Origin of the sequence: Helicobacter sp. MIT 05-5293, from assembly GCF_000765665.2 — a bacterium.
Classification (GTDB): Bacteria; Campylobacterota; Campylobacteria; order Campylobacterales; family Helicobacteraceae; genus Helicobacter_C.
The window spans coordinates 239337-261101 of the sequence record NZ_JROZ02000002.1 but is presented as its reverse complement, the minus strand read 5'-3'; the positions used below and the strand labels follow the sequence as shown (position 1 = coordinate 261101).

The 21765-nt window shown below is 37.7% G+C and carries 24 protein-coding genes and 2 tRNA genes; 13 read left to right on the top strand and 13 right to left on the bottom strand.

Annotation, left to right across the window (positions count from 1 at the left end):
* Positions 1–6: 6 nt before the first annotated feature.
* From LS68_RS05815 to LS68_RS05790, 6 genes are all read right to left on the bottom strand, one after another.
* Positions 7–519 carry a hypothetical protein gene (locus tag LS68_RS05815; RefSeq protein WP_052100542.1) on the bottom strand — a complete coding sequence of 171 codons (513 nt, stop codon included), beginning with the start codon at positions 517–519 and terminating at the stop codon, positions 7–9.
* Between the two features lie 3 nt (positions 520–522).
* Positions 523–849 carry an AtpZ/AtpI family protein gene (locus LS68_RS05810; protein WP_034374025.1) on the bottom strand — a complete coding sequence of 109 codons (327 nt, stop codon included), beginning with the start codon at positions 847–849 and terminating at the stop codon, positions 523–525.
* On the bottom strand, positions 839–2134 hold the full coding sequence (gene hemL / locus LS68_RS05805) for a glutamate-1-semialdehyde 2,1-aminomutase (protein WP_034374028.1): 1296 nt from the start codon (positions 2132–2134) through the stop codon (positions 839–841). The genes LS68_RS05810 and hemL overlap by 11 nt, the downstream gene beginning before the upstream one ends.
* Positions 2135–2338: 204 nt before the next feature.
* Positions 2339–2899: a YceI family protein gene (locus LS68_RS05800; RefSeq protein WP_034374031.1), complete on the bottom strand. Its 561-nt coding sequence runs from the start codon at positions 2897–2899 to the stop codon at positions 2339–2341.
* A 207-nt stretch (positions 2900–3106) separates the two neighbouring features.
* A tRNA-Met gene (locus tag LS68_RS05795) sits at positions 3107–3183 on the bottom strand.
* A gap of 67 nt (positions 3184–3250) precedes the next feature.
* A complete protein-coding gene (locus LS68_RS05790; RefSeq protein ID WP_052100543.1) occupies positions 3251–3829 on the bottom strand; it encodes a hypothetical protein in 579 nt (192 codons plus the stop codon).
* A 222-nt stretch (positions 3830–4051) separates the two neighbouring features.
* Between LS68_RS05790 and LS68_RS09580 the strand changes: the two genes are divergently transcribed.
* From LS68_RS09580 to LS68_RS05770, 5 genes are all read left to right on the top strand, one after another.
* Complete coding sequence (locus LS68_RS09580; protein ID WP_158621827.1) at positions 4052–4234, top strand: hypothetical protein; 183 nt, start codon at positions 4052–4054, stop codon at positions 4232–4234.
* Positions 4227–5804: a DUF2972 domain-containing protein gene (locus tag LS68_RS05785; RefSeq protein WP_158621826.1), complete on the top strand. Its 1578-nt coding sequence runs from the start codon at positions 4227–4229 to the stop codon at positions 5802–5804. The genes LS68_RS09580 and LS68_RS05785 overlap by 8 nt, the downstream gene beginning before the upstream one ends.
* Positions 5805–5917: 113 nt before the next feature.
* Complete coding sequence (locus LS68_RS05780; protein WP_034374136.1) at positions 5918–7129, top strand: aspartate aminotransferase family protein; 1212 nt, start codon at positions 5918–5920, stop codon at positions 7127–7129.
* A 38-nt stretch (positions 7130–7167) separates the two neighbouring features.
* Complete coding sequence (locus LS68_RS05775) at positions 7168–8271, top strand: SAM-dependent methyltransferase (RefSeq protein WP_052100550.1); 1104 nt, start codon at positions 7168–7170, stop codon at positions 8269–8271.
* Positions 8272–8414: 143 nt separating this feature from the next.
* Positions 8415–10415: a methyl-accepting chemotaxis protein gene (locus tag LS68_RS05770; RefSeq protein ID WP_138091198.1), complete on the top strand. Its 2001-nt coding sequence runs from the start codon at positions 8415–8417 to the stop codon at positions 10413–10415.
* A 109-nt stretch (positions 10416–10524) separates the two neighbouring features.
* Here the strand turns inward: LS68_RS05770 and LS68_RS05765 are convergent, their stop codons facing one another.
* The 6 genes from LS68_RS05765 to LS68_RS05740 all read right to left on the bottom strand — a co-directional run bounded on the left by LS68_RS05765 (position 10525) and on the right by LS68_RS05740 (position 15055).
* On the bottom strand, positions 10525–11577 hold the full coding sequence (locus LS68_RS05765) for an acyl-CoA dehydrogenase family protein (RefSeq protein ID WP_052100482.1): 1053 nt from the start codon (positions 11575–11577) through the stop codon (positions 10525–10527).
* Positions 11577–12107, bottom strand: a complete 531-nt coding sequence (locus LS68_RS05760; RefSeq protein ID WP_034372832.1) for an OsmC family protein — start codon at positions 12105–12107, stop codon at positions 11577–11579. The genes LS68_RS05765 and LS68_RS05760 overlap by 1 nt, the downstream gene beginning before the upstream one ends.
* Before the next feature lie 97 nt (positions 12108–12204).
* The gene (locus tag LS68_RS05755) at positions 12205–12960 is read right to left on the bottom strand and encodes an ABC transporter ATP-binding protein (protein ID WP_034372837.1); all 756 of its coding nucleotides are present in this window, start codon (positions 12958–12960) and stop codon (positions 12205–12207) included.
* Positions 12953–13714: an ABC transporter permease gene (locus LS68_RS05750; protein WP_034372841.1), complete on the bottom strand. Its 762-nt coding sequence runs from the start codon at positions 13712–13714 to the stop codon at positions 12953–12955. The genes LS68_RS05755 and LS68_RS05750 overlap by 8 nt, the downstream gene beginning before the upstream one ends.
* Positions 13711–14676 (bottom strand): ABC transporter substrate-binding protein, encoded by a 966-nt coding sequence (locus LS68_RS05745; RefSeq protein WP_034372844.1) that lies wholly within the window; start codon positions 14674–14676, stop codon positions 13711–13713. The genes LS68_RS05750 and LS68_RS05745 overlap by 4 nt, the downstream gene beginning before the upstream one ends.
* Positions 14677–14964: 288 nt before the next feature.
* Positions 14965–15055: transfer RNA gene (locus tag LS68_RS05740), tRNA-Ser, on the bottom strand.
* Positions 15056–15182: 127 nt separating this feature from the next.
* Here LS68_RS05740 and fabD point away from each other — a divergent pair.
* From fabD to LS68_RS05715, 5 genes are read left to right on the top strand one after another with little or no spacing between them, the layout of a single operon-like run.
* Positions 15183–16115 (top strand): ACP S-malonyltransferase, encoded by a 933-nt coding sequence (fabD, locus tag LS68_RS05735; RefSeq protein WP_034372847.1) that lies wholly within the window; start codon positions 15183–15185, stop codon positions 16113–16115.
* Positions 16116–16124: 9 nt separating this feature from the next.
* Positions 16125–16823, top strand: a complete 699-nt coding sequence (locus tag LS68_RS05730; protein ID WP_034372849.1) for a 5'-methylthioadenosine/adenosylhomocysteine nucleosidase — start codon at positions 16125–16127, stop codon at positions 16821–16823.
* 3 nt (positions 16824–16826) lie between these two features.
* Positions 16827–17354, top strand: coding sequence for a phosphoglycerate mutase family protein (locus tag LS68_RS05725; protein WP_034372852.1), 528 nt, complete (start codon positions 16827–16829; stop codon positions 17352–17354).
* A 1-nt stretch (position 17355) separates the two neighbouring features.
* On the top strand, positions 17356–17799 hold the full coding sequence (locus tag LS68_RS05720) for a prepilin-type N-terminal cleavage/methylation domain-containing protein (protein ID WP_034372853.1): 444 nt from the start codon (positions 17356–17358) through the stop codon (positions 17797–17799).
* Complete coding sequence (locus LS68_RS05715) at positions 17786–18214, top strand: hypothetical protein (protein WP_034372855.1); 429 nt, start codon at positions 17786–17788, stop codon at positions 18212–18214. Before LS68_RS05720 ends, LS68_RS05715 begins: the two co-directional genes overlap by 14 nt.
* On the opposite strand, the gene LS68_RS05710 is transcribed toward LS68_RS05715, so the two are convergent.
* Entirely contained in the window at positions 18215–19048 is an 834-nt protein-coding gene (locus LS68_RS05710; protein WP_052100483.1) for a TIGR02757 family protein, read from the bottom strand.
* Between the two features lie 76 nt (positions 19049–19124).
* Between LS68_RS05710 and LS68_RS05705 the strand changes: the two genes are divergently transcribed.
* From LS68_RS05705 to rpmB, 3 genes are all read left to right on the top strand, one after another.
* Positions 19125–20507 carry a TolC family protein gene (locus tag LS68_RS05705; protein ID WP_138091196.1) on the top strand — a complete coding sequence of 461 codons (1383 nt, stop codon included), beginning with the start codon at positions 19125–19127 and terminating at the stop codon, positions 20505–20507.
* Between the two features lie 12 nt (positions 20508–20519).
* On the top strand, positions 20520–21497 hold the full coding sequence (locus tag LS68_RS05700) for an efflux RND transporter periplasmic adaptor subunit (RefSeq protein WP_034372860.1): 978 nt from the start codon (positions 20520–20522) through the stop codon (positions 21495–21497).
* Between the two features lie 68 nt (positions 21498–21565).
* A complete protein-coding gene (gene rpmB, locus LS68_RS05695) occupies positions 21566–21754 on the top strand; it encodes a 50S ribosomal protein L28 (protein WP_034372865.1) in 189 nt (62 codons plus the stop codon).
* The last annotated feature ends 11 nt before the right edge of the window (positions 21755–21765 follow it).

Sequence of the window (21765 nt, the reverse complement as noted above, 5' to 3'; positions counted from 1 at the left end):
CCTTCGTCATTTTTTTATTCGCCATTGTATAGAATCTAGCTTAAAATTTGCCATTTTTAAAATTTTCAATGCGCCAAGACCCACTAAACTTAGTATCGCTAAAACAAGCCCAATCGAAAAACTTTGCATACTAAACAAAGCATTTTTGATTAAAAACCATATTCCACCTGTCAATGCAATATAGCCTAAGATTCTTAAGAAAGAAAAGCTAATTTGTGTGCCTAAGATAAATTTTGAAACACCTTGAGATTTTTTTGAATTGTCTTCATTTTCATTGTGAGAATCTGCTAGATTCTCACTATTAATCTCTGCAGCTTTAGAATCTTCTGGCATTACATTACTTAAAGACTGCTCACTTTGCACCTTACGATAGACCGATAAAAATGAGCTCAAAATGATAAATGCAACGCCCAAAAACGCTACTTCAAAGCTCGCAAAAGATGCAAAACCAAACAACGCGCTAATCGCACCACCCACTAATGCTATCCCGATTAACACACACATACCGATAACTAACAATCTCTAATCCTCATCATCGTCATCATCTTGAGGTTTATAGGTGTAGCGAGGATTATTTGCAAGCTCTTGTGCTTCTCTCTGTTGTCTTTTGTAGGCTTTGTAAAGATTGAGAATCGCCGCTGCAACCCCCCAAGCTACACCAAGCCAAAAAAGCCAACGGATTCCAGTGAGTTTTTGCAAACCAATGCCGATACCGATACCTAATAACACCGCTACAACGATTGAAATACCTACACTCAAGTCATTTGCGCCTGAAACGACTTTGGCAAATTTTGGCTGTGTATCTTGAGAATCTTGTGATTCTTTTTGTTCTTGAGAATTATTGCTCATAAAGTATCTCATCAAAACTTTGTTCGGCTTTTTCAAGCACTTCTTGAATCAATGCCTCATTCATCGGTGTGCAAATAAAGCCCGTCTCAAATTGCGAACATGCAAAATACACACCCTTTTCTAGCATTTTTTGATGAAATTTGGCAAACATTGCTGTATCACTTCTTTTGGCATCATCAAAGTTTTTGACTATTTTGTCATTAAAAAAGAATCCAAACATACTGCCTCGATGATCGACCTGTAAAGGAATCTTAAATTTTTGCGCAATCTCTTTAAGTCCAAGAGTAAGCTGCTTTGCAAGTGAATCTAGTCTTTGATAAATTTCGGGTTGCGCTTTGAGCTTTAACAAACACGCGAGTCCTGCAGAAACGGCGATAGGATTCCCACTCAATGTTCCTGCTTGATACACTGCACCCACAGGAGAAAGCATATCCATTATATCCGCCTTGCCCCCAAATGCAGCAAGAGGCATTCCTCCACCAATCACCTTACCAAAAGTTACTAAGTCTGCTTCCACTCCATAAACACCTAATGCACCCTTAAGCGAAGCACGAAAACCGCTCATCACCTCATCGATAATTAAAAGCGCATCATATTTATTGCACAAATCTCTTAGTTGTGTTAAGAATGCCTTGTCTGCAGGGACAAATCCCATATTTCCCGCCAATGCTTCGATGATCACACAACCCACATTTTGACTTTCTTCAAAACATTTTTTCACAGATTCTATATCATTGTATCGTGCTACAAGAGTGTGTTTAGAGAGGTCTTTTGGCACACCCGGCGAGCTTGGTGCTCCAAAAGTCGCGCAACCGCTCCCAGCAGACACGAGCAAACTATCCGAATGCCCATGATAACAACCCTCAAACTTAATAATATCATCTTTGCCACTAAAAGCCCTCGCGAGGCGAATCGCGCTCATTGTCGCTTCAGTGCCAGAGCTTACAAGTCGCACTTTTTCGATGCCTTCATACATTGAAATAATCTGTTTTGCAAGGGTTGTTTCTTTCTCTGTGGGTGCGCCAAAGCTTAACCCGTCTTTGACAGATTCTAAAAGAGCAAGCTCAATCTCACTATCACGATGCCCAAATATCAAAGGTCCCCAGCTTTGCACAAAATCAATATAAGCATTATCATCTTCATCATAGATATAAGCCCCCTCTCCACGCGCAATAAATCGTGGCACTCCTCCTACTGAACCAAAAGCTCTCACCGGCGAATTTACACCACCGGGAATCACTTGCTTGGCTTCATTAAAATCATTGATACTATGGATTAGATTCATTCACATACCTCTTTTGGCTTAAAAATCTTAATAATGCAATTATATACAGAAAATAATAATCTACTAAATATTTTTGTCTGTATTGACAGCCTAAGGCTGCTTTTAGGACATTGTCATTTATTAATGGGGGAAGGGGTTCTTTAAAAAATAAAGCTAACCCAGATTCTAAAGAATCTAGGTTTAGACTTAATATCTTGTCGATAGTTACTTTACAGGGACTTCAAGCGCAATGCCTACTTGCGACCAAGTGATACCTTCGTGGAGATCTAAAACCGCATCTTGCAATGACGCTCGTGCTTTTTCTAAACCAAACTCACCCATATCAATCACACCTTGAGCGACAAGCAAACCTTTAGTGATTGTATAAGACATAGGCACTTTATTTGTTTTGCCATTCATTTTGACACTTGCGAGAATTGTTCCTTTATCCTTGCCTTCAATCACATCTTTAAAAGTTACTTTGATAGGATCTTTTTTTGCAAAATGTTCAAAAAAGTTTGCTTTAACAGTTTCGTTTTTCCCTTCATCATTGAGATTTACTTTTAAAATATCCATTGTAGCTGTAGCATTATTGAGTTGAGATTCCAAACTTCTGATTTTATTAGGTGTGCCAAACTTAAACACTACATCATCAAAAGTCCCTGTTACCGCAACTTTTGCAGGGGTTTTATAAGCTGTCCATTTCACTACTGCTTTAGAAGTGTCAATTGTCGCAGCACTTGCAATTGCACCAAAAATCACCATTCCGGCAATTATTTTTCTCATCATTGTCTCCTTTTTAATTTTAAGTAGAATTTCATTATAAACAAAAAATATGACAAAATCTTAACGCTGTGATATTTTGATTCTGTAATCAATCTTAAGGGTATTTTGGTAACTTACGCAAAATCTCTTGTGTTTTAGAATCTAAAGCAGATTGCGGAAGATTCGGGGATTCTAAAAAATTGTAGATTATTTGAGATTGTCAAGTGATGGTGTCAAGGGGGAGACTTGAACTCCCGACCTCCGGCTTATGAGACCAGCGCTCTAACCAGCTGAGCTACCCTGACATTAGTTTGTTTTGTAATGAAAGATAAAAGCGGTAATTGTAAGAAAAAAGTGTTTAAAAGTCAAGTTTTAAGTTTGAATGGGAGTAAAATCAAGATTAAGCATCACATTTTTTGCGTAAGCATTCTTGTAGCGTTCAATAAAGTCTTCAATCATTGTATTCTCTATGCCAAATGCCCGATAAGCATAACGCATTTGCAAATCAACAGGAGTATCTTGTTGCGCTTTACCCTGATAAAAATCTGTAAAACGATAAAGACTTTGCGCCATTAATAACTTTTCAGAATCATTCATACCCTCTGTCGCCCACAAAAAAGCCCTATATTCCTCATCACTCATTAATTCCAGCACTTTAAGCCCATAAGTAATACGATTTTTGTGTTCTTGTTGCGATTGATCATGCTCTTCTTTTTCCTCTATCTGTGCAAAGTAAGCATCTATCTCTTTGCTCCCACTAGTCGCATTTGCTTGAATGTCTGTCTGCGTTGATTCGGGGGTGGATTCTGTGATTGTATCTTGGCTCTTTGACTTTTGCGCTCTTTCCAAACTCTCATTGTCTTGTAAAGCGGTGGATTTTTCATCTTTAGAATTGATGCGCGCGTAATGATTATTTCCGTGCATTAAAGCATAGTTAGATTGTAGCTGCATACCAACCTCACGATATTATTTTGATTATTTTTAGATTCAACAATGACAAATCTTCTAGCAAAAATCACTCCAAAATTTGCACTTCTCAAACAAAATGAATGGTAGTTTTTCTTAAAATTTTCCTGATTGAAACCCTCCAAAGAATTGGTGGAGAATCTTATCTCGCCCTTAAGCCTTTTTCGCTACTATTGCTTTTTATTTTTGCCTTGAAAGGATAATGTCATGATTTGCACATATAAAGTCATTAATGGGGGGGGGGCATCACAAACTTTAGCTAATCCTCTCTGTCTTCTCACACTTTTCTTTTTTTTCTTTCTCTTTTTTGTGTTTTGTTTGTCAATCCTTTTACTATTTTCTGATGTCATCTCGCTTGTTTCTTTATCTCAAAGGATTCCCAATGAGTAAAGGAAGTCAGATTCATAAAAGATTTGGTTTAAAGTTTGCCATAGCTTATAAAGCAAGAAAGATAAAGAAAAAGATTGCAAGCCAAGTTTTTTATCAATCTTTACAAATGCCTTATTTGATTTTGCATTCACAAAATCCTAAGAGTTTCAAAGAAAAATGGAGAATCTACCGCACTTTAAGAAAATACAAGATTCTAATCACTCATTCCAAAAGCTTAGCATTTATATTGAAACAAGATATTTTACAATGGCTAGAATCTAAAGAATGTAAAGAGCAATATTTAGACACAAATCACCCTTATCCGCCATTACTAAATCCTAAGAACATAGATTATTTAAATATTCCTGCAGAATTAGCTTGGGAGATGAATTTGCCTTTGCCACCATATTATGATTTAATATGGCTTAAACTTGATGGGAACGGACATAATGCCTATCGTAAGTTTATGGAACTCTGCAAAATCAACAATGTTAATCAAGAATGGACTACGCAAGATGATAAAAAGACGCACTATATCCCTTGTTATCATGCTCTTTTAACAAATCCTAATGCCTACAATCTTATCAGTGTGCATGAATATTTCACACCAAGCCACGCAAAGTTTTGTGCATTGATTGATAAAAAAGTCCCCGCAATTTGTAATGTCAGAGATCCGATAGAAACTTTTAAACATTTTCTTAATCATCTTGATAGCTGGGATTGCACACCACTTACTAAACGCTTTAATCTCACCTGCCATTATAAAGATCTTTTTCCTACGCTTTCTTATGCGGCTTGCCATACAGAGAATCCGTCATCATTATTTAGCTCTAAAGTGCCACTCATTAGCTCATTATATATTTATTCCCACGCAGGTTGGCAAAATCAAAGCATATCATTTTACAAACGACTAGAATATCTTAAGAATCTTACTCACATAGAATACATAGATATGAGTGAGATTTCCAAAGACAAGGCATTTGATACTTGGATAAGGCTTGCCAATCAGTTTGGCTTTACTCCGCCCAAACTTGAAGATAAATATATCTTTGAGGGTAGAATCAACAACAATACGGGAGAATTTATGCACTTTCCTGTGGTTTTATATGCCCACCCTAATGATATTGAGAAAACCACAGAAGATTTAACAAGCCTAAGTTTAAAGGGTGGAATTGAGATTGTTTTGACCTTGAAGCAGCGCATTACACAAGAACAAAGAGAATCTTATCAAGACATCACGGACTTCACCTTTGAGACGCCATTATCATACCGCGAGATTAGGATTCTGATAAAAAATGAAGAATTATCTACCTTAAAGGCAAATGCTAAACTATTGACACGCATTAAGGAATTTTTGGCTGGATATATTGCTGCTTATCACAATGAACTAGCGCGTATCAAGGCAGCACTCATAACACCTCAAGACATTTTAGAATACCTCAAAAAAGATGAGCATAAAAATTTGCGCAAAGAGATAAAAGAAAATCTTGCAAAATCACTCGAAGATGTGCAAAATAAACGCCCTGATATTGTAGAATCGTGGAAGTATTATCAAGAGTTTGTTAAGATTTGTCAAAAAAATCTTCAATAACCTTTAAAGCTTTTTTGACTAAGATTGCTTCCAAAACTTTTAATAAGGATAGGACAATTATTCACATATTTAAGAATCATTGTCGCATTTTCATAATTTAAGGAGGCTTTGTGATGAATCCCAATCTACAAACTATCGAAGCACTTGACGATACTTATGTGCTTCACACTTATGCACGCTCTAAGGTAGCATTCATACGCGGTCAAAATGCTACCCTTTATGACACACAAGGGCAAGATTATATTGATTTTGGTGCGGGCATCGCCGTATGTAGTGTAGGACATGCCAATCCTCGTCTAGCAAAGGTGATTGCCGACCAAGCACAGAATCTTTTGCACACCTCCAATCTCTACTATATTGAACCTCAAGCGCGGCTCGCCCAAAAGCTCATCGAACTCTATCGACAAGATTCAGATTTTACCGATCCTATGCGGGCATTTTTCTGCAATTCTGGAGCAGAAGCAAATGAATGTGCGATAAAAATTGCTCGCTTATTTGGCGAAAAAGAAGGGCGATACAAAATCATTACTTTAGAATCAAGCTTTCATGGTCGGACTATCGCCTCATTGAAAGCCACCGGGCAAGACAAAATGCACCAACATTTTGGTCCTTATCCCGATGGATTCGTGCGTGCAAAAGATATTGATGATATAATCCATTGTGTCGATTCTCAAACTTGTGGCGTTTTGATTGAGTTGATTCAAGGAGAAGGTGGCATATCTCCTATGGACAAGAAAAAAATACAAAAACTCGCTTCCGAACTCAAAGCTCGCAATATTCTACTGATGGTTGATGAAGTGCAAAGCGGCATTTATCGCAGTGGTGAGATTTTCGCATCAAAACTTTATGGTATTAATCCCGACATTATCAGCACTGCCAAAGGTTTAGCCGGTGGTGTGCCTATTGGAGCAGTCATTACAACACTCACGGATATTTTTCAAGCGGGTGATCACGGGAGCACCTTTGGGGGGAATTTCCTCTCCGCAGCTGCAGGTATAGAGACGCTAGAGATTCTCCGAGAAATCCACGAAAGCGGCGCACTCACTCACACTATAGAATCTTTTCATCAAGAGCTTGATAATCTCCTGCAAACATTCCCTCATTTGTTCAATCATAAAGTTGGCATAGGCTTAATGTGTGGGCTAAGCGCGAAAAATGAAACACTCCAAAAAGATATTATTACCGCTGCGCTCAAACATCGTGTGCTTGTGCTTAAATCCGGCAAAGGTGTCGTGCGCCTTCTTCCTGCTCTTACAATTAGTCAAGAAGAAATCAAAGAGGGCTTTTCGCGTCTTCATAACGCTCTCAACACTATCCAAGCATAAAATCGCAATCTTGCGATTTGCTTTCCCAAAGGAGATTTATGGGTATCATAAGCTTTGGCGAATTTATGCAAGAAAGTCTCTATGGGCATACAAACAAAGAACGAGAATCTCATATTCTTTCATCATCTCAAGAGAGACAAAAAGGCTACTATGCAAATCCTCATCGTGTCGGAAAACAGGGGGATTTTTATACTTCGGTAAGTGTCAGCCGATTTTTTGGCGGTGCGATTGCGCAATACATTTTAAGCTTACTAGAAGATTCTCATCTCACCTTACCACTTACAATCGTTGAAATTGGTGCAGATAAGGGCTACTTGCTCTCTGATATTGTGCAATTTTTAGACGCTCTAAGTCTTAATGTTTTGCCTCAATGTCAATTCTGCACTATCGAACCCTTTTTAACACTCCAAGAAGCCCAACACTCCCATTTCAACGCACTCAAACTCTCCCAAAAGACTACCTTTAAGATTCACAATCATCTTGATATGCTTCTTGATGACCCTTCTATAAAGCAAAGCAGTCTTATTTTCGTGAGCAATGAACTTTTCGATAGTTTCAAGTGTGAAGTCATCACGCCCACACAAATGCTCTGCATTCAACGCGAAAAGAATCAATGGCATGGTATTTGGAATCCTATCCCTCAAGATATTGCTCAAAAAGCGCAAGACTATAATATTTCTAGCGGTGTGCTGCCTTTTTGGGAAGATTTTATTGCACACATCGCCACTATAAGCCAATCTTACAAAATAGCTTATTTTTTAAGCTTTGATTATGGATATTATGATAATGCCTTTGGCGATGCGCGTGATGTGAGATTTTATGCCTCTCATCAAGTCGAGAATCTTGATAATTTTCTCAAACAAAATGGAGACTTTCAGACTCTCTATCAAAAAGCAGACATAACTTATGATGTCAATTTGTCTCTACTTGATAGATTCTTTAAATATCATCACTTCACGCGTGTTTTTCAAGATACACAAGCACAGATTCTCATTCACAAAATGCGTTTATTTGACCTCTTAGAATCTTTTAAAGAATCCATGACAAGCGAACAATACATCAGGGAAATCAATAAAGTTAAAACTTTAATATTGACTATGGGGGAAAGATTCAAGGGTTTTTGTTACAAAATTGATACTTAGCCGAAAAATATCCTATAACATCTTTTAGATTCTGTATATTTTATAAAACTAACTAATTTTTTCAGGTATAATGAATTGCATTTTGTTTTTTAAAACAAAGTGTTTTTTGCGATAGAAAATTTTAAAATTTAAAGGACAAAATTATGTTTAGATCGGTAACAACTAAGATTGTAGCCACAGTTGTTGTTATTGTGGTAATACTGCTGACCATAGTAAGTATTTTCAACTACAAAAGCACATCAAAAAATACAATTGAAGTTTTTTCAAGCTTACAACAACTTAGTCTCGCTTCGTCTTACACGACCATTAACATAACAATGAATATTGAAGCACAGCAACATCTAAAAATGATTGCCGATATCCTATCACATTATGATGAAGAAGATATTTTGCCTCAAAGAAAGGCTTTACTTGACGCTGCAGAGCTAATCAAATATCCTGCTGTTTATGTCGTCTATGAAAGCAATGGAAAAATGCTCACAGAATATCCAGATGAAAATCACTCAAAACTATCAAATACATGGGACATCAACAAGCCTGATAAGCGGACAAGCGCATGGTATGTAGAAACCAAAAAAGCAAATGCTCCTATTGTTACTCCTGTTTATACCTCCACAACCGGTAAGCATGAGGGGAAAAAGCTCGCTACTGCAACTATGCCTTTAATCAAAAATGGCAAATTTGCCGGGGTGATTGGTGTAGATATTTTTGTGGAAGGATTCCAAGAACGATTTAAAAACTTTAAACGCCCAGAATTGCCAAGTTTAAATATTTTTATTGCAGACAGCACAGGTAAAATTTTCTCACATGAAGATACGACATTGACAAACGATCCCACAAGAGACCCTTTGCCTGTAGAAATTGCCTTGACCAAAACTTTAGAGCAAGGCAATAAAGAGGGGCATTTAGTATATGAACACAGAGGGGCTACACGAACCGCTTATTTTAAACAATTTCCATTTGGTTGGACAATTGTCTCCGCAGCAAATATCAATAATTACACAGAGGCTGTGAATGAAGTATTCTTTGAGGTTCTTGTCATTGCTGTTATCTTGATTCTCGCAGGCAGTGCGATTTTATTCTTTATCATTAAAACGATGCTAAAACCCTTAGAAAAAATTAAATGTGGGCTTTTAGACTTTTTTAAATATTTGAATTACGAGATTCAAACCATTCCTCAACTCCCAAATGTCAAAACTAAAGACGAATTCGGTGAAATCTCACATGCCATCAACGACAACATTGAAAAAACACAAAAAGGACTAGAGCAAGATCAAGCACTTGTCAAAGATTCTCTTTCTGCTATTGAAGAAGCTAAAAAAGGTTATGCAACTAAGCATATCACTTTAGTAGGATTCAATCCTCAACTCAATACGCTTAAAGATTCTATAAACGAACTCTTAGAATTACTTCGTTCTTCTGTGGGAAAAGATTTACCACAACTCATGGAAGTCTTTGACTCCTACACCAAATTAGACTTTACCACAGAAGTAAAAAATGCTAACGGAAGAGTAGAAGTCGTAACCAACACATTAGGAGAAGAAATCAGAAAAATGCTTCGCACAAGCTCTGATTTTGCTCACACACTTTCTGAAGAAGCAAAGTCTCTTGCAGAAGCAGTTACTAATCTTACTAACCTTACTAATTCTCAAGCAAGCAGTTTAGAACAAACTGCTCAAGCAGTAGAAGAGATCACTTCATCAATGCAAAATGTCAGTGGTAAGACAGGAGAAGTGATTCAACAAAGTGAAGACATTAAGAGTGTGATTGGTATTATCCGAGACATTGCAGACCAAACCAATCTCTTAGCTCTTAATGCAGCTATTGAAGCAGCAAGAGCAGGAGAACACGGCAGAGGATTCGCAGTCGTTGCTGATGAAGTAAGAAAACTTGCAGAAAGAACTCAAAAGTCTTTAGGAGAAATAGAAGCCAATACAAATCTTCTCGTGCAATCTATCAATGATATGGGAGAAAGCATTAGAGAACAAACCACAGGTGTTACTCAAATCAATGAAGCTATCTCTCATTTAGAATCTGTTACACAAGAGAATGTAGAGATTGCTAATGCAAGCTCTGAAATCAGTGAGAGAGTAGATAAGGTTGCTAAAGATATTTTAGATGATGTGAATAAGAAGAGGTTTTAGGGATATTAAGTAAAACACATAAAGATATGCCAAGATTCTAAGACTTAATGTTTTTTATTAATGTCTTAGAATCTGAATGGCATCTTTGAGGACTAAAAGCTTTAGGCTTCTAGGATTCTAAAACTTTTGCAATATGCTTGATAGAGGGCGTTACAATCGCTACAAAATATGATTCTATTAATAATTTCGAAGCTAAAGAATTTTGCAAATATCCTTTTGTCCCCGTAGCAAGCATACAATTTTGTGCTACAAGCAATGTAAGCGAAGCACAATCACTCTTTAACTGCAAAACATCGTGAAAATATTCCTTACGCGTATCAAAGGGTGTTTGTGCTAGGGTTTGCGTGCGTTTTAATAGTGAATCTTTTTGCGAGATAAGATTCTCTAAATTCATCGGCAAATAAGCATTCACGCCGTTTTTGCTATGTGATTCTTTCGTGATTTTATCTATCCCACTTTGAATCAAACCTAGTGCAATTCCTATTTGAAGCAAGACAAACCCGGGCATAATTTGCGGAAGCTTTGCTTCTAAAGGATCGCTAATAATGCGCTTTGCACTCAAAAAGTAATCCTTAAGTATCACACTTTTTGTCGCAGAACCTTCAAGCCCACAAAATTTAATCTCTTCTTTCAAGGCGACACTTGTCCCATTACATTCTACAATACCCATCACATAATGGGGAGATTCTGTTGGCTCATCTGATTCCACTTTGGCAATCGCACCAAAATAATGCCCCTGCTCTATGTTGGACACCCAAGGCAAAGTGCCATTGATAAGGTATCCTCCTGACACTTTACTCGCTTTAAGCTTGATAGATTCCAATCCGGCAAAAGATTTCACGGGATTAGAAAGCCCTGTGCCACCGAGAATCGCTCCTTGTGAGACTTTCGCAAAAAGTTCAGAATCTGGATTTGCGCTATTATAAAGATACCACGCAAGGGCTTCTTGAGCCCACACACAAAATCCCGTATTGCCACAAACGCAAGACACTTGAGCAATGACTTCTATGGCTTCCATTAGCCCCTTTTCTCCTTGCGTCAAAAACGATTGATAAGCTCCAGCCTTGCCTAATTCTACAAGAATAGATCGCGGATAGAATCCTTTGTGAATCGCAACAACATCTTTGTGCAACCTTTCAAGAATAGGTGTAAGCGAATCCATTACGACACTCCGAGATTCACCGCACGCAAAATTGTATTTGCCACCGGTGAATATTTAGTCGCGTGGGCGATAAGCTCTTGTTGTGTTTTTTCATCAGCATTAGATTCTAAAATCACTTTCACGCGCACATCAGTAAAGCCTAATGGCTTATCCTTACTCAAATCACCTGTTCCCCACACAGCCGTGATATTCAAATCCCCCTCAAGCTCTAATTCAAGTTTGGTAATCACGATATTTTGAGCAATCGCATTTGCATGGATTCCTACTGCCAAACAACTCCCAAGTGCAGCCAAAAGTGCTTCACTTGGGTTAGGAGCGGTATCTTCACCAAGAAGTGTTGGTGGCTCATCGACAATATAAGCTGGCAAATCACGAATGTAATTTGCGTGGCGGAATTTTCCCTCTGCAACCGTCTTACATTTGAGCGTTTTAATCACATTTGGATTCTCTTTACCTGCCTTAATTAATCCCTCTAAACCTGCTTTATCAATCGGGTCTAATCTCGTGCAACTTGTTTGAACAATTTTCATTTTTTATCCTTTTTTTGTAAATTTTTTCTAGGTTCAAATCCTAGAACTTTAAGAATCCTAAAGAGATTCTCAAAGTTCTAGGATTCTTAGTGGAATACTAAATCTGATATTCCACTTCAAAGCGATAGGTTTTGAGATATTCGGCAATCTCTCTTTTAAGCTGCACGAATCGCAAAGAATTTCTGTCTTGCTTATCAACACGCACAGGAATATCTGCGACAATTCTTCCGGGATTTGGCGACATTATCACCACTCTATCGCCCAAAACAATCGCCTCTTCAATATCATGCGTTACAAAAATCATCGTTGTTTTGAGATGATGTGAAATATCCAAAAGCTCATTTTGCAAACTATTACGCGTAAAATTATCCAACGCAGAAAAAGGCTCATCTAAAAGCAGAATCTTTGGCTTAGCGCACAAAGCCCTAGCAAGAGCGATTCTTTGCCTTTGTCCGCCGCTAAGTTGAGATGGGAATTTGTCGGCAAATTTTTCTAAATGCACAAGTTTAAGATATTCCAATGCTAACTCTCGCGCTACTTTCTTGCTCTTTCCCTTAGCTTCTTGCGCAAAAGCGACATTATCAAGCGCATTTTTCCATTGCAAAAGCGCGTAATCTTGAAAGATTTTAATACAATCTTTGGGTTTGCTTCTTTGGGTAAAGCTTTGATTATCAATAATCATCTCACCTTCTTGAAAATCCAAAAATCCACCAATAGCATTTAAAAGCGTTGTCTTGCCGCAACCACTTGCACCCAAAAGCACGATGAATTCTCCCTCTTTGATACTTAGATTTACAGAATCTAATGCTTTGGTTGTGCCAAAAAATTTTGAGCAGTTTTTGATTTCAATCATTTTTTTCTCCTAAACTCTTACGAATCCATTTTTCTAATACATTAAATCCCGCATAGATTCCATAGCCTAAAATCCCTATCCAAATCACTGCAACGATGACTTGATCAATCTGCAAAAGATTGCGCCCATCAATAATCAAATACCCTAATCCGCTTTGAATCCCGAGCATTTCTCCAGCCACAAGGTGAATCCAAGCAATAGAAGCAGCGAGTTTTAATCCACTTGCGATATGTAAAAATGCCCCGGGTAAAATAATTGAAGTAAAAATCAACCGCTCGTTTGCACCGAAGTTTTTTGCCATTTTTAAAAGTGTAGGATTGATTGAGCGCACACCAGCAATACATAAGGATAACACAGGGAAAAACACCGCATAAGCGATAACAAAAATCGCCCCACTTTCACCGATTCCAAGCCATAAGACAATAATAGGAAGCCACGCGATAGGTGAAATAGGTCTGAATAGCTGGATAAAAGGTTCTAAGAGAATCTCCAAACTCGCATATCGTCCTAAAATCAGCCCGATGACAATAGCACTACTTGCTCCGATACTTAGCCCGATGACAAATCGCTTTAGAGAATCTTTGATAGCTTCTTGTAATACACCGCTTTTAAGCATTTCCAAAAAAGTCTCCCAAACAATGCTAAATGGCGGGATTGAATGTGGATTAGCAAACTTCACTGCCAAAAACTGCCATATCGCCAAAAATACTATCACCAAAGCCACAGAGGCGATTCGTAGGGAAATTATCTTCATAAGGACACCTCCTCTATAAAAGAAGAATCTACAAAGTCCTTAAATGTAAGATGTGCAATTTTTTCATTACTGATATGAGATTCTTGCATATCTTGCAAGACACGAGAAATGTCCTTAGGTGTCAAAGCAAGAGATTCATAAATCACTCTTTTATCTTGTGCTAACAGATTCTCAATAATCGGAGCTTTTTGTCCTAAAAACTTTATAGAGAGATACGCACTCTGCTGCGGGTTGTTTTTTATCCATAATGCACATCGTGCAAAGTCTCGTATTATTTGCACAATTTCTTGTCTCCTTTGCTCTAACACACTTTGCCTAAAACTAAGCACACAACAGATATGTGAATCTATAATATCTTTGGACAGAATCCACACATCACCTATTTCACGATTTTCTGCGCTGATAGCAAAAGGTTCAGCCACAATAAATCCATCAATATTGCCGTATGCTAGTGCAGAGAGCATCTCTGGAGGAGACATATCAATCAATTGAATATCTTTTACAGATAAACCATTGTCTTTCAGTAAATTTGTAAGTAAGAGATAATGCGTAGAGAATCTGCTAGGTATGGCGATTTTTAATCCTTTAAGCACATGAATATCTCTCTTGCCTGAAGAAAGGATTAGACCCTTTTTGACAATCAATGCCGAACCATTGCGATGAGCAGCTATCAAAGCCTTAAGATTAACACCTTGAGAATAAAGCTTTAGACTCAAAGGTGTCAAAATAAATGCACCATCGATAGAATCTGCACGCAAAGCTTCGCTCAATTCCACCCATGAGGCAAATTTGACAGGAGTAAAAGGTGATTTCATTACTTCTTTGGCAATAATCAGCAAATGATCTGTGATGGGCAAATAACCGATTTTCAAACTTTTAAAATCATTGCCATACAATGAAAATGGCAAAGTAAATGAGGAAAGCAATAGACTAGAAGTCAAAATAAAATGTCGTCTGTTCATTTTAATCCTTAGATAATTTATAAATTTCGGGAATAATATCTGAAAAAAATTAAAATTACAATATGTAATTTTAATTTTTTTGCATATTTTCTGTTTTTGATATTTTACAAAGCTGAAGATTCTAGTGTGAGATAAGTATCCTTTAGAATCTAAAATTATGAAGATTCTATAAATTAAGCAAATGACTTTGATGCTTGAACAAAGCATAAATGCTTAAAATCAAAATGGAGAAAACTTATTTTACAAGGAAATTTTAATTACGCGGAATAAAGTAAGTTTAAACAAAAGTGGCGGACAGGGAGGGATTCGAACCCTCGGTAATCTTGCGACTACGCATCCTTAGCAGGGATGTGGTTTCAGCCAACTCACCCACCTGTCCTTTTGAAAAATTAAAGAACGCTAATTCTAACAAAAAATCATAAAAATACACTTAACGCTAGAAAATAAAAGCAAAATAATGCTACAATCTTGACTTTGGTAAATGAAATTTATTTAAGGACAAAAGTATGAAATACGCATTTATTTTTCCCGGGCAAGGCTCACAAAGCATCGGTATGGGCAAAGAATTTTATGAGAATTTCACTCTTGCAAAAGAGCTTTTTGAGGAAGCATCTGATGCAATGAATATTGATATGAAAGAGCTTTTATTCGAGGAAAATGATAAACTTGCATTGACACAATACACTCAACCCGCTATCTTCCTTGTGAGCTATGTCGCGCACCAAATCCTCCAAAATGAATATCCTCTCTTGCCTAGCATTGCAATGGGGCATTCTTTGGGAGAAGTGAGTGCAGTTGTGATGAGTAATGGGGCAAACTTTGCCGATGGTATCAAGCTCACACACAAACGCGGGGCATTAATGGCAAAAGCATGTGAAAATAAAGATGCAGGAATGATGGTTGTCGTAGGATTAGAAGATTCTAAACTAGAAGCATTCTGCCAAGAACAACAAACCAATGGAAAAGATATATGGTGTGCGAATTATAACGGCGATGGGCAAATCGTATTGGCTGGGAGCAAAGCTCATTTATCAAGTGTAGAATCTGCCATTAAAGCTTTAGGAGCAAAAAGAGCTCTTCTACTTCCTATGTCGGTCGCAAGCCATTGTCCGATGCTAGAATCTGCCGTTAAAGATTTTGAAACACTTTTAGAACAAACACTTAATACTGATTTTAGCAATCCCATACTTTCTAATGCCACACTTGAAGAATATAATACTAAATCACAAGCAATCCCTTTGCTTGGCAAACAACTTACCCAACCGGTGCTTTACAAACAATCAATTCTAAAAATTCACGATGAGATTGATGTTTTTATTGAATTTGGTCATGGCAATGTCCTTAAAGGTCTTAATAAACGACTTACGCCAAAACCCACTTGGAATATTGGGAATCTTGCGAGTTTGCAAGAATGCTTAGAATCATTGAAAAACAACTAAGGAGACAAAATGATTATAGGGATTATAGGAGCAATGGTAGAAGAAATCACTCCATTACTCGAACGACTAAAACACTATGAAAGCAAAAATATCGGGGGAAATACTTACTATGAAGTAAAAATCGGCGGACATACGATTTATATTGCTTATAGCAAAATTGGAAAAGTCCATGCTGCACTCACTTGCAGCACGATGATACTGCATTTTCAGTGTGAAAAAATTATCTTTAGCGGTGTGGCTGGTGGATTGAGCCCGGATTTGCATATTGGCGACTTGATTCTAGGGAGCAAACTCTGTCAATATGATGTCGATATTACAGCATTTGGACACCCTCTAGGCTTTATTCCCGAAAGTCGTGTTTTTATAGAATCTGATGAGACGCTTAATGCAATCGCGCATCGTGTCGCACAGAATCAACACATCAATCTCAAAGAGGGTATCATTGCTTCAGGAGATTTATTTATCGCTGATAGTGGCAAAAAACAATGGATTATCCAACACTTTGGAGCAAGTGCTGTTGAGATGGAGGGTGCGGCAGTCGCTGTCGTATGCGACTTACTCAAAGTGCCCTTTTGTATTTTGCGCTCTATTAGCGATAGTGCTGATGGTAAGGCTGATGTGAATTTTGATGAATTTTTAGAGAGTTCCGCAAAACGCAGTGCAGATTTTGTAATGATGATGATTGATCAAATCTTGGAGAAAAAATAAAAAATGAAAACAATTACACTTTTAAGACATGCAGATACAATCAGCAGGGAAGAATTCCGTGTGCGTGGGGATAAAAATGACTTGCTCCGCCCTTTAAGCAAACTTGGAAAATCTCAAAGCAAGGATATTGCACATTTTGTCAGTCATCACCTTACATTTGACACACTTATCAGCTCCCCTGCCAAACGCACAAAACAAACGCTCAAGCCGATTGAAAAAAAATACAAAAAAGCGAAGATTCTTTTAAGCGGAGATATTGTGCCAGATTGTGGTTTGGAGGGCTATCTCAAACTTACACAAACACCTACTTTCAAACGAGCTCACCATATCCTCATCGTAGGACATCAGCCTGATTTAGAATCATTTGCCAAATACCTTTGTCCGTATTTTAATAGTGCGTTCCCTAAGGGCATTTTGATACGATTCCATCTTAACAATGAGCTTGATCACGAATCAGCTACACAAGGTCTAGCAGGAAAAGGTATGATTGATTTTGTGCTTCCTCCTTATCTTTTAAGTGTGAAAGATTGATATGCGACAAGCTTTCAGTATGATGGAGCTTGTCTTTGTGATTATTATTTTAGGGATTCTCGCCGCAATTGCATTGCCACGATTATCTCTCACGCGAAGTGATGCACAGCTCATTGCCATAGAAAGTGATATTGTCGGCGCGATTAACACAATCCAACGCGAAGTGTTTAGTCAGAATCTTGAGCCAACCACCCTTAATGGGACAATGATGATTGATATTGCAGGATTAAGTCCCTCGCGCTGGATTGCTCAAGGTAACGGAATCAAATTAGCCAAAAACAACAGCATTGATAGTGCAAATGATTGCATTACGCTCACACAAGAAAATGGCAACCTCATCTTTGAAATCCAACCTAAAGCCGATTCTAGCCTATGCACCAAACTTTTAGAACGTCATCAAACAAGACGCGAGATTCCTCTTAGTCGTTCTAATGCAATTTTCTAAACAAACAAGAGGTGCATTTAGTGCGCTGGAATTGATTTGTTTTATTGTGATTATTGCAATTCTTTTAAAAATAAGTCTGCATTATATGGGAAATGTCCAAGAACGAATGTGTATTTTGCGTCTCAAATCCAAACTCACTCACACTCAAGAAAATCTTTCTAAATACTACACGCAAATGTTTATGCGCTCAAGCCCAATTGACAAAACCTTTGTCCAAGATTCTCTTTACACAATGCAAACACCCTCTTCATCGTGCTACTTTTCATTTGAGAATCAAAGACTAGTCGCTCATATTGGCTCTTCTCATTTAGCGTTTTTTATTGACCCTATCAGCCTTGATATAAATCCGAGAATCTACTGCACACTCACTGATAGATTCTGTAAAGATTTTGTCGATAAAACATTAGAGCAATGATTAAGAGAGAATCTTAAATTGTCCCAAACGATACAGCGCAAAGTCGTATTTAATCGGGTCATCTTTGTCAATCTTTATTAGTGAATCTGTCGCCATTAATGCGCTTTGAAGGTCATAGCTTTTGCGTGAGAGGATTTTGAGCTGATGACAAAGTGCAAAAGTATGCGTATCAAGAGGTAAGATAAGGCTAGAGGGCTGAATCTGATCATTCCAAAAACCCATATCAATTTCATCACACCGCACAAGCCAGCGCAAATACATATTCCACCGCTTCAAAGGCGAAGTATTTTTGAGCTTTTGTGTATAAGGACTATCAAAAACAAAAGGCTTTCCTATCAGAAAATCCAAACCTTTACTCGCATAAGTCTGCAAAGATCGCAACTTCTGGATACAAGAAAAAATGGCAAAAATCATACGGCAATGCGTAGGATTAGAGCTAAGATTCCAAGATTTGAGAAGATATTTAGGCGTGTGCTTATAAGAATCCACAAAATACTGCTTAATACCGCCTTGCGCAATAATCTTACTCATAATGATAAAAATTTCTCTAATATCACATGCGGTTTGGAATCGATAATAAGGAAACTCCGCACTATCAATAGTATTTAATTGAGGAGATTCTAAAAGCGAAAAATCAAGCTTTTGGAGCGTCTGCACAATCATCTTTGCATTGCCATAAGACAAAAGCGCACAAATCAAAGCAATCTCATCAAAATAAGGACTTTGTGTGTAATTTTTAGCAACCCACAAAGGATCGGGTCGTGATAAACTCAATTCATCAGCACAATTTCGTTGATGATAATGAAACTCAAGCAATGCTTTTAGTGTTTGCAAAATACTCCCTTTTGATTTGCTATTTTTGGTTAGAATCTCACATTCTAACAAAACAATAATTAAGGAAGCAATATTTATGAAAATAAAAGGGTTTTTGCTCCTTTTAGGGGTTGCTTTAAATGCTTTTAGCGCGGAGTATTTGGAGTTTCAGAAAGCCTATGAATATGTATTGTCAAACAATGATGGGCTTAAATCCTCCGAAAGTGCCACACAAAAACAAGAAAAACTTCATCAAGGCACAAAACTCATCTACCTCCCACAAGTCTCATTGTCTGCCTTTTATGTGCGATTACAAGATCCGATCAATTTACATTTGTTTTCTTCAATGGACAATTTGGGGAATCTAGGTGCAAGTATGCCTGCCCTTGCCCCTTTGTTACAAGGTCTCTCACAACCTATCACAATCCAAGATCAAAACATCACTGCTGGAGCTTTAAATATCGTTTATCCGCTTTTCACAGGTGGCAAACGTTATTTTGCTAATGCAATATCTGATCTTATGTATCAAGATTCTCTTTTAGCTCTTAAGTTGAAAAAATTAAGCTTATTTGAGGATTTGTCCAAGCTTTATTATGGTGTTGTGCTTAATGAACAGATTCTGCACACTCTGCAAGATAGCCAAGAAGGGCATCTCACACATTATGAAAATGCTCAAAAACTGCAAGAAAAAGGGCAAATAGCGCGTTTAGAAGTGCTTCAAGCACAAGTGAATTACGATAAAGCGACAATCAATGTCCAAAAGGCAAATGACTCGCTTGTGATTGCACGAATGGCACTTGATTCTATCTTGAATATTGATTCTAAGAATCTGACCGAGCCTACCAAACTCATCTCATCAATCAAGATTGATAATGAAAAAACACTTAAGCCTCTTGAATATTTCATCTCTCAAACCCTTGATGTTTATCCTGCCTTGCAAATAATGGACAATAAAATCAAACAAAGCGAACAGCTTACGCGTATGGAATTTTCATCATTTTTGCCCGAAGTAGCATTATTTGGAAGCTATATGGTCAATGACCAAAGCTCTATACTTGAAAAAAGCATACCAAATTGGTTTGTAGGAGTAGGTGCAAAATGGTCGCTCATCACACCCACAGGGAGAATCCAAAAGTATCAAGCAAGTAAAATCGCCACATTAGAAGCAAACTACGCGACTGCCCAAGCGCGTAAGGACTTAAAAACGCTTTGCGAAAAGACTTATAATGAAGTTTTATCTTATAAACAGCAATATTTTAGCCTTGATTCTTCAATTGAACTTGCTAAAGAGAATCTGAAACTTCGAGAAAAAGCATTCTTACAAGGCATAAGCACCAGTGCCGAAGTGAGTGATGCAAGAAATATGCTATCTTTAGCGTTGATTGAGCAACAAACCATTGCTTATAATTATGCTATTTCTCTTGCGCGTTTGATGGCTTTGAGTGATAATATCGAAGATTTTTATCGATTCTTTCAATGACAAAGGAGTTTTATGAAACATTTTAGCATCAAAATAATAGCTCTTGTCTTCATTGCATTGGCATTTTTGCTTTGGCTCGCGGTAAGTTTTGTGCGTGCTTATCAGCCTAAAGATGAGAAAATTTATGCACAAGTTGAAGCGCGAGAATATGCTATTTCTTCAAAAGTAGCGGGGAGGATTGAGAATATTTTTGTCAAAAAGGGTGATAGTATCAAAAAGGGTGATTTGATTTATAGTATTGATTCGCCAGAGCTTCAAGCAAAATTAGAACAAGCAAAAGCAGGATATGAAGCCGCTAAAGCCCTAAGCACAGAAGCAAATCAAGGAGCAAGGGTAGAAACAATCCAATCAGCTAAAGATTTATGGCAAGGGGCAAAAGCAATGGCAAATCTTGCCAAAAGCACTTATGACAGAATCGAATCTCTCTACAAAGATGGTGTTATCAGTCAGCAAAGACGCGATGAAGCATATGCAAATTACACCACAGCCAAACATAACGAAAATGTCGCCTATCAACAATACAAAATCGCTTTAGATGGTGCGACTAATGAAACAAAAGCCGCTGCAAGAGCCAAAGAAGATGCCGCTGCGGGGCAAGTCAATGAAGTAGAAAGCTATGCTAAAGATACTCAAGCTATTGCCCCAGCTAATGGGGAAATAAGCAATGTTTTGTTACACGAAGGCGAACTTGCTCCGAGCGGATTCCCTGTGGCAATGATGATTGATATGAAAGATGCGTGGATTCGTTTCTCTGTGCCAGAAAATCGCCTCAAAGATTTCCCCAAAGGACAACATTTTAAAGCTTTTATTCCTGCATTAAATACAGAAGCTGAATTTGAAATAACCTATGTTGCAGCAATGGGAGACTTTGCGACATGGAGAGCGACAAGCGCAAATAAAGGTTATGATGTGAAAACTTTCGAGGTTGAAGCTTATCCTACGACAGAGATTCAAGGATTGCGTGTCGGAATGAGTGTTCTACTCAAATAATTTTTTAAGGTGATTTTGTGGTAAATTTGACTAGAATCTACCACTTATTTTTATACTAAAGGTTGATTATGGCAAAAAAATGTTTTTTTACGGGCAAAGGTCCAATGGTAGGCAATCATGTTAGCCACGCAAACAATAAAAAGAAAAGACGTTCGCTTCCAAATCTTAGAAGTATCCGTATCAAGCTTGAAGATGGTTCGAGTGTGAGAGTAAAAGTTGCAGCTTCCACTTTACGGACAATGAAAAAATATTCATAAAGTGTTTTTAG

Bases quoted from the DNA above. Each gene is read 5' to 3' on its own strand.
- LS68_RS05810 (WP_034374025.1), bottom strand. From the start codon at position 849: ATGAGCAATAATTCTCAAGAACAAAAAGAATCACAAGATTCTCAAGAT.
- hemL (WP_034374028.1), bottom strand. From the start codon at position 2,134: ATGAATCTAATCCATAGTATCAATGATTTTAATGAAGCCAAGCAAGTG.
- LS68_RS05800 (WP_034374031.1), bottom strand. From the start codon at position 2,899: ATGAGAAAAATAATTGCCGGAATGGTGATTTTTGGTGCAATTGCAAGT.
- LS68_RS05790 (WP_052100543.1), bottom strand. From the start codon at position 3,829: ATGCAGCTACAATCTAACTATGCTTTAATGCACGGAAATAATCATTAC.
- LS68_RS09580 (WP_158621827.1), top strand. From the start codon at position 4,052: ATGATTTGCACATATAAAGTCATTAATGGGGGGGGGGCATCACAAACT.
- LS68_RS05785 (WP_158621826.1), top strand. From the start codon at position 4,227: ATGAGTAAAGGAAGTCAGATTCATAAAAGATTTGGTTTAAAGTTTGCC.
- LS68_RS05780 (WP_034374136.1), top strand. From the start codon at position 5,918: ATGAATCCCAATCTACAAACTATCGAAGCACTTGACGATACTTATGTG.
- LS68_RS05775 (WP_052100550.1), top strand. From the start codon at position 7,168: ATGGGTATCATAAGCTTTGGCGAATTTATGCAAGAAAGTCTCTATGGG.
- LS68_RS05770 (WP_138091198.1), top strand. From the start codon at position 8,415: ATGTTTAGATCGGTAACAACTAAGATTGTAGCCACAGTTGTTGTTATT.
- LS68_RS05765 (WP_052100482.1), bottom strand. From the start codon at position 11,577: ATGGATTCGCTTACACCTATTCTTGAAAGGTTGCACAAAGATGTTGTT.
- LS68_RS05760 (WP_034372832.1), bottom strand. From the start codon at position 12,107: ATGAAAATTGTTCAAACAAGTTGCACGAGATTAGACCCGATTGATAAA.
- LS68_RS05755 (WP_034372837.1), bottom strand. From the start codon at position 12,960: ATGATTGAAATCAAAAACTGCTCAAAATTTTTTGGCACAACCAAAGCA.
- LS68_RS05750 (WP_034372841.1), bottom strand. From the start codon at position 13,714: ATGAAGATAATTTCCCTACGAATCGCCTCTGTGGCTTTGGTGATAGTA.
- LS68_RS05745 (WP_034372844.1), bottom strand. From the start codon at position 14,676: ATGAACAGACGACATTTTATTTTGACTTCTAGTCTATTGCTTTCCTCA.
- fabD (WP_034372847.1), top strand. From the start codon at position 15,183: ATGAAATACGCATTTATTTTTCCCGGGCAAGGCTCACAAAGCATCGGT.
- LS68_RS05730 (WP_034372849.1), top strand. From the start codon at position 16,125: ATGATTATAGGGATTATAGGAGCAATGGTAGAAGAAATCACTCCATTA.
- LS68_RS05725 (WP_034372852.1), top strand. From the start codon at position 16,827: ATGAAAACAATTACACTTTTAAGACATGCAGATACAATCAGCAGGGAA.
- LS68_RS05720 (WP_034372853.1), top strand. From the start codon at position 17,356: ATGCGACAAGCTTTCAGTATGATGGAGCTTGTCTTTGTGATTATTATT.
- LS68_RS05715 (WP_034372855.1), top strand. From the start codon at position 17,786: ATGCAATTTTCTAAACAAACAAGAGGTGCATTTAGTGCGCTGGAATTG.
- LS68_RS05705 (WP_138091196.1), top strand. From the start codon at position 19,125: ATGAAAATAAAAGGGTTTTTGCTCCTTTTAGGGGTTGCTTTAAATGCT.
- LS68_RS05700 (WP_034372860.1), top strand. From the start codon at position 20,520: ATGAAACATTTTAGCATCAAAATAATAGCTCTTGTCTTCATTGCATTG.
- rpmB (WP_034372865.1), top strand. From the start codon at position 21,566: ATGGCAAAAAAATGTTTTTTTACGGGCAAAGGTCCAATGGTAGGCAAT.